This is a genomic window from Pseudomonas sp. FP1742 (assembly GCF_030687145.1).
GTDB lineage: Bacteria > Pseudomonadota > Gammaproteobacteria > Pseudomonadales > Pseudomonadaceae > Aquipseudomonas > Aquipseudomonas frederiksbergensis_D.
Genome location: NZ_CP117460.1, coordinates 2,825,045 through 2,840,538, shown reverse-complemented (window position 1 = coordinate 2,840,538; position 15,494 = coordinate 2,825,045). Strand labels below are relative to the sequence as shown.

Genomic DNA, 15,494 nt, shown 5'->3' with positions numbered 1-15,494 from the left:
TTGATCGTTCCCACGCTCTGCGTGGGAACGATCAAGTCAGGAGGATCAGGATTCTAACCCTCCGGCCGCAGAATCAACACCGCCAACGGCGGCAAATTCAACACCAGTGAAAGTGCCTGCCCATGGCTCGGTTCTTCCTCGGTGAACACCCCGCCACCGTTACCGTAATTGGACCCGGCATAGGTGTCGGCATCGCTGTTGATCAACTCGACCCAGCGCCCGGCAAACGGCACGCCGATACGGTAGGACTGACGCGGCACCGGGGTGAAGTTGGCCACCACCAACACCGGCCTGCCCTCCTTGCTCCAGCGCAGCCAGGCATAGACGCTGTTGATCGCGTCGTCGCCGATCAACCACTGGAAGCCTTGCGGGACATCGTCCTGATCGTGCAGCGCCGGCTCTTCGCGATACAACCGATTCAAGTCGCCGACCAGCTTGCGCACCCCTTGGTGTTCCGGGTATTGCAGCAGATACCAGTCCAGTTGCTGATCGTGATTCCATTCGCGCCACTGGCCGAATTCGCAGCCCATGAACAACAGCTTCTTGCCGGGATGGGTCCACATGAAGCTCAGGTAAGCCCGCAGGTTGGCGAATTTCTGCCAGCGATCGCCAGGCATCTTGTCGATCAGCGAATGCTTGCCGTGCACCACTTCATCGTGGGAGATCGGCAGGATGAAACGCTCGGACCAGGCATATACCAGGCCGAAACTCAGTTCGTTGTGATGATGGGCGCGGTACACCGGATCCTGCTGAATGTAATGCAGCGAATCGTGCATCCAGCCCATGTTCCACTTATAGGCAAAACCCAGCCCGCCCTGTTGCGTGCTCTGGCTGACACCCGGCCACGCCGTGGATTCTTCGGCAATCACCAGTGCACCCGGTGCTTCCAGCGCCACTACGTCATTGAGATGGCGCAGAAAATCGATGGCTTCCAGGTTTTCCCGACCGCCGTGACGGTTGGGCACCCACTCGCCGGCCTTGCGCGAGTAATCGCGATACAGCATCGACGCCACCGCATCGACCCGCAGGCCATCGACGTGGAAATGCTTGAGCCAGTGCAGCGCCGACGCCAACATGTAGCCGTGCACCTCGGTGCGGCCCAGGTTGTAGATCAGCGTGTCCCAGTCCTGGTGAAAACCCTCCATCGGGTTGCCGTATTCGTACAATGCCGTGCCGTCGAATTGCGCCAGGCCATGGGTGTCGGTGGGGAAATGCGCCGGCACCCAATCGAGGATCACGCCGATTTCGGCCTGGTGGCAGGCGTTGATGAAAGCAGCGAAGTCATCCGGCGAGCCGTAACGGGCGCTCGGGGCGAATTGCGACAGCAGTTGATAACCCCACGAACCACCGAACGGATGCTCCATGATCGGCATCAGTTCGATATGGGTAAAACCCAGCTCCTTCACATAAGGAATCAGCCGCTCGGCCAGTTCGGGCCAGGTGTACTGACGGGCGACTTCGCCCAGGTCATCCAGCTCGCATTGCCAGGAACCGGCGTGCAACTCGTAGATCGACAGCGGTGCGCTGGTTCGCTGACGCTCGCTGCGGGACTGCATCCAGTCCTGGTCCTGCCAGTCGACTTTCAGCGGCGAGGCGACTTTTGATGCGGTGTCCGGCGGCAGCGCGGTGGCCAGGGCCATCGGGTCGGCCTTGAGCGGCAGAATGCCGTGGGCGCCGAGGATTTCGTATTTGTAGGCCTCCCCCGCTTGCAGGCGCGGGATGAACAACTCCCAGACCCCTGAAGGGTGCCGCAGGCGCATCGGATGCCGCCGTCCGTCCCAGACGTTGAAATCACCGACCACCGAGACCCTTCTGGCATTCGGCGCCCACACGGCGAAACGCACGCCATCCACACCATCGACTGTCTTCAGTTGCGCGCCGAGGCAACTGCTCAGATCCCGGTGATTGCCCTCGGCGAACAGGTACAAATCCATCTCGCCAAGTAACGGACCAAAGCTGTAAGGGTCCTCGGCGAGTTGTTCACCGCCGGCCCAACGGGTTCGCAATAAATAAGGCCGGGCCTGCTCGAAGTGCCCGACGAACAGTCCCGGAGTCTGGGTCGTCTCAAGGCTGCCGAGTTCTTCCCCGGACGCCTTGTCTACCACCTGCACGCTCAAGGCGTCCGGCAGATAGGCCCGAATGAATTGCCCGCCGGCGCCATCGCCGTGCGGGCCGAGAATTGCAAAGGGATCCTGATGTTCGGCGCGTACCAACGCGTCGATATCCCGCGCCCTGGGCAGCAGCGCCTCTTTAACGTGCCCCTGTTCCTTGTTCGAGATACTCATGACTACTCTCCACCAAGATCGGAAAAGGGTTTAAGCCCACTCAATAATCCGTATAAACCTTGCAACGGCACCGGTAGCCAAGTGGGGCGGTTTTCAGCCTCATAGGCCACTTCGTAAGCCGCCTTCTCCAGACCGAACAACGCCAGCGCAGCATCCTCGCCTTCAGGATCTTGCCATGCATGAGCAAGACTAGCTGCCGCCAGCCGATAAGCGTCGACAAATGATTGTCGCGCCTCTCTTAAATAACGCTCGGCGACCCTTTGACGCGCCGCCCGAGCATCCGCCGTGTTATCGACGTTGTGCACGTTGATCGCCATCGCCGCGGCGTAATCGAAGGAACGCAACACGCCGCTGACGTCTTTATAGGGGCTGTGTTTGCCTCGGCGCTCATGCAGCGGCCGCGCGGGTTCACCCTCAAAATCGATCAGATAAGCATCGCCCTTGATCACCAGCACTTGCCCCAGGTGCAAGTCGCCATGGACGCGGATACGCAAGCCGCCAGCGGCCTTTTTGCCCAACTCCTGGATATGTCCGAGGATCGCTTTCTTGTTGTCCAGCAAGCGGCTGACCAACGTCTGGTCCGTCGCGCTCAGTTCGGTTTGATGCTGCTTGAGCAACTTCAAGGCATGCTCCAGCTGCGCCGCCACGTCCTTGGCCGAAGCCAGGGCATCTTTCTGGCTCATGATTTGTGGGGCGAAGTCCGGGTTGGCGCTCGGGGTCGCCAGTACCTGATGCATCTCCCCCAGGCGCTGGCCGAGCATGCCGGCAAAATCCTTCAGCTCGCCGAGGGCGTTGTAGTGCTGTTCCTGCTCGGACACGGCATCGGCGAGCTCGTCACGAAGCGCCCGTTCGAGGTTGTTCTGGGTCCATTCCCACGCATCGCCCTGATTGCTCAGATAGCCTTGGGCGATCATCAACAGCGTGTCCTCGCCCGCCGCATCGCGACGAATCACCGCCCCCAACAGCGGCGAAATATTTTTGAAACCGGCGTGGGTCAGGTACGCGCTCATTTCCAGTTCCGGATGCACCCCAGACGCGACCTTGCGGATCAGCTTCAACACCAGGCTGGCGCCGATCACCACCGAACTGTTGGATTGCTCGGCGGACAGGTAACGCACCTGCGACTCGGCGCTCAGCCCCAATTTGGTCAATTCATCAGTAGGCTCGAAACGGATCTCGCCGCCGTCCGAGGGCAACACCGTACTGGCCTGCATGCCCTGCAACACTGCATGAACAAAGCTGTCGAGGCTGAAGGCGTCGGTGATCAGGCCGACCTGCCGACCGCGCCGAACCCTGGCCAGCGCCAATTGCTGGGGCAAGGCCGCGCCAACCTGCTCCTCGGAAATAAAGCCGAATGGCAACTGATAGCGGCTGGTCTGGCCAGCGCTGGTGACGTCGATTTCACTCAACAGCACCGGATGCTGTGGGTCGCCGAAGCGCACGCCGTAGGCGAGGTTGACGCTGTCGATGGTGCCGTCCTTACCGGCATACCAGCGACGATTCTGCAGCCAGCTCGGCAGAATGGCCTGCTCCAGCGTGGCGCGGGACGGTGCTTCAAGCAGCTCTTCCATGCGATTCTTCAGCACCAGGGTGGTGAAGTCCGGCAGGCTTTGCGCCGGCTCCACATGCCAACTCGGCATCTGATTTTCCGCCGCCAGGCCGAACCAGTAGAAACCGTAAGGGGCCAGCGTCAGCAGGAAATTCAACTGGCCAATGGGCGGGAACGCGTTGCCGCCGAGCATCTCCACCGGAACCATGCCCACGTAAGCCGACAGATCCAGCTCCGCCGCTTGCGCGCTGCGGGACACGTTGGCCACGCACAGAATGATCTCGTGCTTGCCGTCCGCGCCGGTGAATTCACGGGTGTAAGCCAGGATCCGGCGATTGCTCGGCGAGAGCATCTTCAGCGTCCCGCGACCGAAAGCCTTGGACTGCTTGCGCACCGCGAGCATGCGCCGGTTCCAGTTCAACAAGGAATGAGGGTCGCCGGCCTGGGTTTCGACGTTGACCGACAAGTAGCCGTATTGCGGGTCCATGATCGGCGGCAACACCAGGCTGGCCGGGTCGGCGCGGGAGAAACCGCCGTTGCGGTCGATCGACCACTGCATCGGCGTGCGCACACCGTCGCGATCGCCGAGGTAGATGTTGTCGCCCATGCCGATTTCATCGCCGTAATACAGGGTCGGCGTGCCGGGCATCGACAGCAACAGACTGTTCAGCAGTTCCACACGACGACGGTCGCGCTCCATCAATGGCGCCAGACGCCGGCGAATCCCCAGGTTGATCCGCGCCCGACGGTCGGCCGCGTAGTAATTCCACAGGTAATCGCGCTCCCTGTCGGTGACCATTTCCAGGGTCAGTTCATCGTGGTTGCGCAGAAAAATCGCCCACTGGCAGTTGGCGGGAATTTCCGGGGTCTGGCGCAGAATGTCGGTAATCGGGAAACGATCTTCCTGGGCCAGCGCCATGTACATGCGCGGCATCAACGGGAAGTGAAACGCCATGTGGCATTCGTCGCCGTTCTGGCCGCTGGCGTCGGTATTGCCGAAGTACAGCTGTGTGTCTTCCGGCCACTGATTGGCCTCGGCCAGCAGCATGCGATCGGGGTAATTGGCGTCGATCTCGGCACGAATCTGCTTGAGGACGTCGTGGGTCTCGGGGAGGTTTTCGTTGTTGGTACCGTCGCGCTCGATCAGGTACGGGATCGCGTCCAGCCGCAAGCCGTCGATGCCCATGTCGAGCCAGTAGCGCATCACCGACAGCACGGCTTTCATGACTTGCGGGTTGTCGAAATTCAGGTCCGGCTGGTGGGAATAGAAGCGGTGCCAGAAGTACTGACCGGCTACCGGGTCCCAAGTCCAGTTGGACTTTTCGGTGTCGAGAAAGATGATGCGGGTGCCGTCGTATTTCTGATCGTTATCGGACCAGACATAGAAGTCCCGGGCCGCCGAGCCGGGTTTGGCCTTGCGCGCACGCTGGAACCAGGCGTGCTGGTCCGAGGTGTGGTTGATGACCAGTTCGGTGATCACCCGCAGACCGCGTTTATGGGCTTCGGAAATGAAGCGTTTGGCATCGGCCAGGGTGCCGTAGTCGGGGTGCACGCCACGGTACTCGGCGATGTCGTAGCCATCGTCGCGTCGCGGCGAAGGATAGAACGGCAACAGCCAGATGGTGTTGACACCCAGATCGGCAATGTAATCGAGTTTGGCGATAAGGCCGGGAAAGTCGCCGATCCCGTCATTGTTGGAGTCGAAAAAAGACTTAACGTGAACCTGATAGATCACTGCATCCTTGTACCAGAGCGGATCCTTGATAAAGGTGGCTGACCTGGGTTTCTTCGCCATTTGTAACTCCTGAAAAATTCTGGAAAAACAGTATCCGCCTGAAGAAATGCGGTCAGTGTGGGAGCGGGCTTGCTCGCGAAGGGGCCTTAACAGTCAGCGTTGATGTCGCCTGACACACCGCTTTCGCGAGCAAGCCCGCTCCCACATTTGATCTTCGCCAGACTCAGGAACGAGTGATCCGCCAAATCCCGAACGGCTGATGCCACGGTTCTATCCGCATGAACTGGTACTTGCCGTGCCAGGTCCAGCGGTGGCCGTTCATCAAGTCTTCGCCCTGGGTGCTGGCATCGTCGGGCAAGCCCATTTCCCACAGCGGCAATTCAAAATTCGCTTCCTGGGCGTTATGCGGATCGAGGCTGACGGCCACCAGAATGAAATTGCTGCCATCCTCACTGCGCTTGCCGAAATACAGGATGTTGTCGTTCCAGGCGTTGTAGATCTTCAGGCCCAGATGGGTCTGCAGCGCCGGGTTCTGTCGGCGGATGCGGTTGAGCTGGGCGATTTCGGCAATGATGTTGCCCGGCGCGGTGAAGTCCCGTGGGCGGATCTCGTACTTCTCGGAATTGAGGTACTCCTCCTTGCCCGGCACCGGTGCCGCTTCACACAGTTCAAAACCCGAATACATGCCCCACAGGCCAGAGCCCATGGTCGCCAGCGCGGCCCGGATCAGAAAACCCGCGCGCCCGGATTCATGCAGGAACGCCGGGTTGATGTCCGGCGTATTGACGAAAAAATTCGGCCGGTAGCATTCACGCCACGGCGATTCGTTGAGTTCGGTGAAATAAGTCGCCAGCTCGGTCTTGGTGTTGCGCCAGGTGAAATAGGTATAGCTCTGGGAGTAACCGACCTTGCCCAGGCGCGCCATCATCGCCGGCGTGGTAAAGGCTTCCGCCAGAAAAATCACCTCGGGGTACAGCGCCCGCACATCGGCGATCAGCCACTGCCAGAACGGCAGCGGTTTGGTGTGCGGGTTATCGACACGAAACAGCTTCACGCCCTCTTCGACCCAGCCCACCACGATGTCCCGCAATTCAACCCACAGGCTGGGAATCGCATCCACGGCATAGAAGTCGACGTTGACGATGTCCTGATATTTCTTCGGTGGGTTCTCGGCGTATTTGATCGTGCCGTCCGGGCGCCAGTTGAACCAGCCCGGATGCTCTTTGAGCCACGGATGATCCTGGGAGCACTGAATCGCAAAGTCGAGGGCGACTTCCAAACCATGCTCGGCGGCGGCGGCGACAAGCCGGCGAAAGTCCTCGCGGGAGCCCAACTCCGAATGAATCGCCTCATGCCCGCCTTCGTCGCTGCCAATGGCGTAAGGGCTGCCCGGATCGTCGGGGCCGGCGGTCAATGAGTTGTTCGGGCCTTTGCGGTAGCTGCGGCCTATCGGGTGGATCGGCGTGAAGTACAGCACGTCGAAGCCCATGTCCTGGATCATCGCCAGCCGCGTGTGCACGTCATTGAAAGTGCCGTGGCGGGCCGGGTCATCGGTGATCGAGCGCGGAAACAATTCATACCAACTGGCGAACTGCGCCAGCTCTCGTTCCACGTCCACCGGGTATTCAGGGCTCAGGCTGAGGAAGGGACGATGGTCGGCCTGGGCCATCAAGTCCGCGCTGCGCTGGTGCAGAAACAAGGCAACCTGCTCGGTTTCGAGCAGACCGGACAGCTCGTGGTGCAACGCCGCCAGCTGCTCGCTGAGGAGGCCTTCGCTGCGTTCCGCTGCCTGCTGGACGTGCATGCGCCCTTCCTGCAATTCCAGGCTGACCGACATGCAGGCCCCGTGCTTTTTTTTCAGTTCATAACAAAAACTGGCGTACTGATCGATCCAGGCTTCGATACAGAACGCATAGCGGCCCTGCTTCTTGACACGGAACTGGCCCTGCCAGCCGTTATTGCCCAGCGCATCCATCACCTCGCTCTGCCAGGCGTCGTCGCCTTCGGCACGCCAGCGGATGCGCACGGCCAGTTGGTCGTGACCGTCGGCAAACACTTTGCTGGTCACCACCACGTCCTGATCGACCACGGCTTTAACGGCGAATTGCCCGCCATCGAGGGTCGGCATGGTGTTTTCAATTACGATCCGCGGCAGCAACAATGCCTGGGACAGGGGTATATGCGGGTTGTAGCTCAGTTCTGTGGGTTTCTCTGCAGTCATCGAGCATCTCTCCTTTACGCCCCAAGGACGCTCTTGTGCCTGGTCATCATTCACACGAAGCAGTCTGCCCCGACATGAACGCACCGGCATGAACTCACATAAGTTCCGAGCCACAGGCGTCGGCAAAGTTCACAGGGATTTGCCAAGTCTTTCGGGGAATCAAATCCGCCAGGCACGGGTCAACCAACTTAAGCACGACTCACGCCATCTGCCACTGGAGCCTTATCCATGAGCATTCCAATCCCGGCCGAGACACCCGATCCGAACATTGATGAGCCGACAATCCCGCCCACCGAGCCAGGCCCGGTACCCGAGCAAGAGCCGCCCGGAACCACTCCGCCGCCCCGCGAGGAACCGCAGACTCCGCAATCACCAGTGATTGTGAATCCGTGAGCGCGCCCCTACGGGTTTCGATCTTTTTCCAGCTGACGCACGATGACCGGCATCACACCGAGGATCACCAACGCCAGCAATGTACTGAGCACCGCCGTCGCCTCGCGGCCCAGCCCGGCCGAAACGCCGATGGCGGCTGTCATCCACAACCCGGCGGCGGTGGTCAGGCCTTTGACGTGGCCCTCATTGCCATCGGTGTTCTTCAGGATAGTCCCGGCGCCGAGAAAACCGATGCCGGCGATTACCCCCTGTACCACCCGGCTCATGGCATCGGCCTGAGCCCCGACATCTGCGGCACCAGCACAAACAGCGCCGCGCCCAACGCGACCAGCATATGAGTACGAACCCCGGCAGCCTTGCCCTTTTGCTCACGCTCGAAACCGAGAAGGCCGCCCAGCAAGGCGGCCATCAGCAATCGCACCGTAATGCGCGTCAGTTGCGAGGCGTCGCCGACATCGGCGAATTCCGCTTGCAGCGTCACCCAAACCTCGTGCCACCAAGCGTCCATCGTGCGCTCCCTATCATTTGAACGGAAAAACGGCCCCCTCTAGACGATGGACCCCACCCACCATTAATCGGTTGCGCAGAACGATGACCGGCGAATGCGCCCTAACCCTTAAGAACCCGCAGAAAAAGGATTGCTCCATGACCGTGCGCATCGAAAATCACACCTGCTTCTTCATCACCGAAAACGGCGAAGAAATTCGTCTTTGCCCCGATGTCACCATCATCACCGACGAGGAGAAATCCATGTCGGCAGTGGACCTCGACGGCCAGCGCTTCTACATCACCGAAGCAGAAGCCGACGGATTGACCGTAGCAGGCGCCGTGGACGGTCGCCGGCATTTGAAGGCCACGGACAGTGATTCGGTGATTTGACTGACCCGCATCAACCCACCCCACCCGCGCTTGGCATAGGCGCTTGCGGCCCGCCGCCACGGGTGCATCAAGTTGTCGCAGGCGGGTGTCGGCACCTCATCTGATCCGCTTTTTATTGCGTTAGCTGAGTCTGTTATGCAAACAGATCGCCGGTCATAGTGCTCAGGCCTGATGGAGGCTGATGAGCGAAAGACCATGAGCGATAGAATCCCCGTCCGAACCGTTGAACCTGCCTCATTTATAAAAAGCAATGAGCCTTCGCGTCCAAAGATGAAGGCCAAGTCCAGCGACAACCTGATCCACACACGCAGCTTCACCGGCCTGTTCCGCACCCTTCGCATGAGTGGCGCGGGGTTTCTGTTTCTGCTGTTCTTCGGCACGGTGTGGCTGAATTGGGGCGGCCGCCAGGCGGTGCTCTGGGACCTGTCCGAAAGCAAATTCCATATCTTCGGCGCGACCTTCTGGCCCCAGGATTTCATCCTGCTGTCGGCGCTGCTGATCATCGCCGCGTTCGGCCTGTTTGCGATCACCGTTTTTGCCGGCCGGGTCTGGTGCGGTTACACCTGCCCGCAGAGCTCCTGGACCTGGATCTTCATGTGGTGCGAGAAGATCACCGAAGGCGAGCGCAACCAGCGGATCAAGCTGCAAGCCGCGCCCTGGGGCCTGAACAAACTGCTCCGCCGCTCGGCCAAACATACCTTGTGGCTGGCGATCAGCCTGCTCACCGGCCTGACCTTTGTCGGCTACTTCACACCGATCCGGCCCCTGGCCGAAGAACTGCTGACCTTGCAAATCGGCGGTGTCAGCCTGTTCTGGGTGCTTTTTTTCACCGGTGCCACTTACATCAATGCCGGCTGGCTGCGTGAAGCCGTGTGCATGCACATGTGCCCGTATGCGCGGTTCCAGAGCGTGATGTTCGACAAGGACACCCTGACCATTTCCTACGACGTGGCCCGTGGCGAAAACCGTGGCCCGCGCAAGCGTGAGGTGAAACCCGCCGAGGTCGGACTGGGTGATTGCATCGACTGTCAGGTGTGTGTGCAGGTCTGCCCGACCGGCATCGACATCCGCGACGGCTTGCAGATGGAATGCATCGGTTGCGCCGCGTGCATCGACGCCTGCGATTCGATCATGGACAAAATGGGCTACGCCCGTGGGCTGATCAGCTACACCTCGGAGCATCAATTGCAGGGAGGCAAGACCCACCTGCTGCGCCCGCGCCTGATCGGTTACACCGCAGTGCTGCTGGTGATGATCGGCGCCCTCGCCCTGGCGCTGGTGGAGCGGCCGATGGTATCGCTGGACGTGAGCAAGGACCGTGGCCTGTTCCGCGAGAACAGTGAAGGCCAGATCGAAAACATCTACAGCCTGAAGGTCATCAACAAGACCCAGCAACGTCAGGATTACCGTCTGACGCTGGTCGATGGCGACGGCTTCCAGCTGCAAGGCAAGACCGAACTGAGCCTGGCCCCCGGCGAGATCGTCGATGTACCGGTATCGGTGGCGATGACCATGGAACGACCGAACAGCAGCTCACAGGCGATCGCTTTCAAGATTGTCGACAGCGATGAACCGGGCATCTATAGCGTGGCCAAGAGCCGGTTTGTTGCGCCGATGAACCGTTGAGCCTTTAAACTGCAATCCTTTGTCCTGTGGCGAGGGGGCTTGCCCCCGTTGGGTCGCGAAGCGGCCCCCTACATTATTCAGATATATCGAGCAGTCTGGTTTTACGACTGCTGCGCAGCCGAACGGGCGATGCGGCGTTCCGACAAGCCCCCTCGCCACAAAATGCACAATTCACTAACCGGGCACTCGATGAAACGCTACGAAAAATTCGCCGACGACATCGCTGAACTGATCCGCTCCGGCGTCCTGGGCCCCGGTCATCGGGTGCCGTCGGTGCGCTACGCCAGCCAGACTTACGGCGTCAGTCCGTCCACGGTGTTCCAGGCCTATTACCTGCTCGAACGCCGCGGTCTGATCCGCGCCCGGCCGCGTTCCGGCTACTTCGTCAATACGCATGCGCCAAGCCCGTTCTCGGAGCCGGTGATCAGCAGCCAGGTCAACGAGTCCACCGAAGTCGATGTCAGCGAACTGGTGTTCTCGGTGCTGGACTCGATCAAGGACCCGACCACCGTGCCCTTCGGCTCGGCCTTCCCCAGCCCCACGCTGTTCCCGCTGCAGCGCTTGTCCCGCTCGCTGGCCAGTGCCGCCCGGGAGATGGACCCGCGCATGGTGGTCACCGACATGTCGCCGGGCAACCCGCAACTGCGTCGACAAATCGCCCTGCGCTACATGGTTGGCGGGCTGATGCTGCCGATGGAAGAACTGCTGATCACCAACGGCGCGCTGGAAGCGCTGAACCTGTGCCTGCAAGCCGTCACCGAACCTGGCGACCTGGTGGCCATCGAAGCCCCGGCGTTTTACGCCAGCCTGCAAGTGCTGGAACGGCTGAAGCTCAAAGCCGTGGAAATCCCCGTCCACCCGCGAGACGGTATCGACCTCGGCGTGCTCGCCCAAACCCTGGAACGGCACCCGATCAAGGCCTGCTGGTGCATGACCAGTTTCCAGAACCCCATGGGCGCGACCATGCCCGAGGCGAAGAAGCAGGAGTTGGTGGAGCTGTTGCGCAGCCATCAGGTGCCGCTGATCGAAGACGACGTCTACGCCGAGCTCTATTACGGCCAACAGGCGCCGAAACCGGCCAAGGCCTTCGACACCGAAGGGTTGGTGATGCACTGCGGTTCGTTCGCCAAGAGCCTGGCCCCCGGCTACCGCATCGGCTGGGTCGCCGCCGGGCGCTATGCGCAGAAAATCGAACGGCTGAAACTCATGACCTCGTTGTGCGCCTCGATGCCTGCCCAGGCGGCGATCGCCGATTATCTGCAACACGGCGGCTACGACCGGCACCTGCGCAAACTGCGCTACGCCCTGGAAGAACAGCAAAGTGCCATGCTCGCCGCCATCGCCCGCTACTTCCCGGCCCAGACCCGCGTCAGTCAACCGGCCGGCGGTTACTTCCTGTGGCTGGAACTGCCGCCGCAGATGGATTCATTGAAATTGTTCCAGATGGCATTGGCGCAAGGGATCAGCATCGCCCCGGGGCCGATTTTTTCACCGACCCAGCGGTTCAGAAATTGTATTCGGTTGAATTACGGCAGCCCGTGGACCGAGGATTCGGAGAAGGCGATGGAGACGTTGGGGCGGATTGTGCGGTCGTTCTGAGGGTTTGATGTTGCCGGTACCGGCCTCTTCGCGGGCAAGCCCGCTCCCACAATGAACGGTGTTGGTCACATGGCTTGCCCGCGAAGAGGCCAGAACAGACAAAGCAAATCCAAGGGTTAACGCCCACCACCCAGGTCGACGAAAGTCCCTGTCGCATAAGAAGCCTTATCCGACAACAACCACACAATCGCCTCCGCCACTTCATCCGGCCGCCCACCACGGGCCATCGGAATCGCCGACTCAAGTTTGCTGACCCGATCCGGATCGCCGCTCAATGCATGGAAATCGGTGTAGATGTAACCCGGACGCACGGCATTGACGCGAATCCCCTCGCCCGCCACTTCCTTGGACAGACCGATGGTGAAGCTGTCCAGCGCCCCTTTGGACGCTGCGTAATCCACGTACTCGTTGGGTGAGCCCAAACGCGAGGCGACCGAGGAGACGTTGACGATGCTGCCGCCCTGCCCGCCGTGTTTGGGCGACATGCGCAAAATCGCGTGTTTGGCGCAGAGAATCGGCGCCAGGACGTTGGTCTTGAGGATTTTCAGAATGCGGAATTCCGACATTTCGTCGATCCGCGACTTTTGCCCGACGGTGCCGGCGTTGTTCACCAGCGCGGTAACCCGACCCAATTCGGTGTCCACGCGGTGAAACAGTGCGATCACTTCGTCTTCGATGCTGACGTCGGCGCGCACGGCGATGGCTTGGGCGCCGAGTGCGCGGACTTGCTCCAGCACACTGTGCGCCGCCTGCTCGTCAGACTGATAGTTGATACAGATCCGATAACCCTGCTCGGCGGCCAACAGGGCCGTGGCGGCACCGATTCCGCGGCTGCCGCCGGTGATGACGATGACTTTATCCATGCTGGCGTTCCCCCGTTCCAAGCGTAAGCAGTCGGGGCCAAGAATAACCGCCATTGCGCGGTTTTGCATGGGTCCACATCAAGGGGCATGGTACATCTTGTAGCAGCTGCCGAGCCTGCGAGGCTGCGTTCGGCGGCGAAGCCGTCGTGAAATGGGCTATCGCGGTGTGTCGGTACAACCTTGCATGTAGGGTTTACGACGGCTTCGCCGCCGAACGCAGCCTCGCGGGCTCGGCAGCTGCTACAGGTACGACGTCCCCAACCTGTTCCGCTCGGTGTATGTCGACCATGAAGCGATCGGCCGGCAGCGGATGCCCGAGCAGGTAACCCTGCAGCGAGTCGCAGCCCAGCTGGGTCAGGAAGTCCTGCTGGACACCGGTCTCCACCCCTTCGGCCACGATCCGCAAACCCAGCGCCTGGCCGAGGGCGACGATGGCCGAGACAATCGCCGCGTCATCGCTGTCGTGCTCCAGATCGCGGACGAACCCCCGGTCGATCTTCAGCTCATTGGCCGGCAGGCGCTTGAGGTACATCAAGCTCGAATAGCCGGTGCCAAAGTCATCGATAGACAGGTCGACACCCATTTCCGACAGTTCCTGCAGCACTGTCATGCTCGCATCGGCGTCGCTCATGGCGGTGGTTTCGGTGATTTCGAGGGTCAGGCTGTTGGCCGGCAGATGATGGGCGGCCAGGGCCTTGGCAACGCTCTGCACCAGCCCCGCGTGGCAGAACTGCAAGGCCGAGAGGTTCACCGCGATGCGCCAGTCGGTATAACCGAGCACATACCACTCGCGCATCTGACGGCAGGCTTCGTTGAGCACCCACTCGCCAATCGGAATGATCAGCCCGGTTTTTTCCGCCAGATCGATGAAACTGTCCGGCAGCAACATGCCCTGGGTCGGGTGCTCCCAGCGCAACAACGCCTCGGCACCCACCGGACGGCCATGACCGGCGTCGAATTTTGGCTGGTAATAAAGCCTGAACTGCTGCTGATCGACGGCATTGCGCAGGTCTTGCAGCAATTGCAGCTGTTTACGCGCGTTGCTGTTCATCGAGGCGTCGAAGAAGCGATGGCCGTTTTTCCCCGCGCCTTTGGCGTGGTACATCGCGGCGTCGGCATTCATCAGCAATTCTTCGGCGGTCTGGCCGTTGCCCGGATAGAGTGCAATGCCGACGCTCGCGGAAATGTGCAGGTCATGCTCGGCGACCCGGAACGAGCGTGCGATCTGCCTGACCTGACGCTCCGCCAGGTTCAGCGCGTCGTTCGGCTCGCCCAGTTGCACCAGCAACACAAACTCATCTCCGCCGATCCGCGCCAGGGTGTCCTGGCTGCGCAGATCCTCGCGCAGTCGCAGGCCGACTTCACGCAGCAACTGGTCGCCCATGTGGTGCCCGAAAGCATCGTTGACCGGTTTGAAGCCGTCCAGATCAATGAACATCAACGCGAAAAAGCCGCCCTGCTCCTGCACCCTCGACATCGCCTGATCGATGCGATCGGCCAGCAACACCCGGTTCGGCAAACCGGTCAGGGTGTCGTGCAGCGCCAGTTGGGTGAGTTCGCGATTGGCCTCGGTCAGCGAGTGGGCCAAATCCGCGGTGCGAGCCTCCAGGCGTGCATCGAGGATCGAGGTCAGCAAGGCAATGCTCAACACCGCCAGGGTGGTGATCAGCACCAGATTGTCCAGGCCATCGCCCTTCAACCCACTGCCGGCCGCGCCACAGAAACTGCCGTCGGCAAAACGCGCCGCAGCCATGCCGGTGTAGTGCATGCCGACGATGGCAATGCCCATGATGACGGCTGCACCGCCACGGAACAGGCGAACATACGGCGTGTGCTGACGCAGGCGGAACGCGATCCATAATGCCGCGCCCGACGCGCCGACAGCGATCAGCAGCGACGCGCCGAACAGAGTCGGATCGTAATCGATGCCCGGCTGCATGCGCATGGCGGCCATGCCGGTGTAATGCATGGCACTGATGCCGGCCCCCATGATCAGCGCACCGAACCCCAGTTGCCAGACCGGCAAACGTGGCTGGCTGACCAGCCACAGGGCAAAACCGCAAGACAGGACCGCGATCAACAGCGACAGCGCCGTGAGGGTGGCATCGTAGCCAAGGTCGATTGGCAATTTGAAAGCGAGCATGCCGATGAAATGCATCGACCACACGCCAATGCCCATCGCAAAAGCGCCGCCCGCTGTCCATAAATGCACCGCTCGGCCCTTGGCCGTGGCGATGCGCCCGGTGAGATCAAGCGCGGTATAAGAAGCCAGTATCGCCACACAGAGCGATATGAAAACCAGCGTAAGGGAATAACTGCCGATGAGCATGAAATTTCTCGCAAC

8 protein-coding genes and 1 pseudogene are annotated in these 15,494 nt (G+C 60.9%); 3 read left to right on the top strand and 6 right to left on the bottom strand.

Features of this window, described 5'->3' with window-relative positions:
• Positions 1 to 53: 53 nt before the first annotated feature.
• The 4 genes and pseudogenes from glgB to PSH64_RS12600 all read right to left on the bottom strand — a co-directional run bounded on the left by glgB (position 54) and on the right by PSH64_RS12600 (position 8,691).
• On the bottom strand, positions 54 to 2,285 hold the full coding sequence (gene glgB / locus PSH64_RS12615) for a 1,4-alpha-glucan branching protein GlgB (protein WP_305480832.1): 2,232 nt from the start codon (positions 2,283 to 2,285) through the stop codon (positions 54 to 56).
• 2 nt (positions 2,286 to 2,287) lie between these two features.
• The gene (treS, locus tag PSH64_RS12610) at positions 2,288 to 5,629 is read right to left on the bottom strand and encodes a maltose alpha-D-glucosyltransferase (RefSeq protein WP_305480831.1); all 3,342 of its coding nucleotides are present in this window, start codon (positions 5,627 to 5,629) and stop codon (positions 2,288 to 2,290) included.
• Between the two features lie 163 nt (positions 5,630 to 5,792).
• Positions 5,793 to 7,790, bottom strand: a complete 1,998-nt coding sequence (locus PSH64_RS12605) for an alpha-1,4-glucan--maltose-1-phosphate maltosyltransferase (protein ID WP_305480830.1) — start codon at positions 7,788 to 7,790, stop codon at positions 5,793 to 5,795.
• Between the two features lie 401 nt (positions 7,791 to 8,191).
• Positions 8,192 to 8,691, bottom strand: a pseudogene (locus PSH64_RS12600) (MgtC/SapB family protein).
• Positions 8,692 to 8,828: 137 nt separating this feature from the next.
• Here PSH64_RS12600 and PSH64_RS12595 point away from each other — a divergent pair.
• The 3 genes from PSH64_RS12595 to mapR all read left to right on the top strand — a co-directional run bounded on the left by PSH64_RS12595 (position 8,829) and on the right by mapR (position 12,287).
• A complete protein-coding gene (locus tag PSH64_RS12595; RefSeq protein ID WP_105342052.1) occupies positions 8,829 to 9,062 on the top strand; it encodes a DUF3203 family protein in 234 nt (77 codons plus the stop codon).
• 195 nt (positions 9,063 to 9,257) lie between these two features.
• A complete protein-coding gene (gene ccoG, locus PSH64_RS12590) occupies positions 9,258 to 10,688 on the top strand; it encodes a cytochrome c oxidase accessory protein CcoG (RefSeq protein ID WP_305480829.1) in 1,431 nt (476 codons plus the stop codon).
• A gap of 189 nt (positions 10,689 to 10,877) precedes the next feature.
• Entirely contained in the window at positions 10,878 to 12,287 is a 1,410-nt protein-coding gene (gene mapR, locus PSH64_RS12585) for a GntR family transcriptional regulator MpaR (protein ID WP_105342056.1), read from the top strand.
• 116 nt (positions 12,288 to 12,403) lie between these two features.
• Here the strand turns inward: mapR and PSH64_RS12580 are convergent, their stop codons facing one another.
• Entirely contained in the window at positions 12,404 to 13,150 is a 747-nt protein-coding gene (locus PSH64_RS12580; RefSeq protein ID WP_105342058.1) for an SDR family oxidoreductase, read from the bottom strand.
• A 193-nt stretch (positions 13,151 to 13,343) separates the two neighbouring features.
• On the bottom strand, positions 13,344 to 15,479 hold the full coding sequence (locus PSH64_RS12575) for a bifunctional diguanylate cyclase/phosphodiesterase (protein WP_305480828.1): 2,136 nt from the start codon (positions 15,477 to 15,479) through the stop codon (positions 13,344 to 13,346).
• Positions 15,480 to 15,494: the final 15 nt, after the last annotated feature.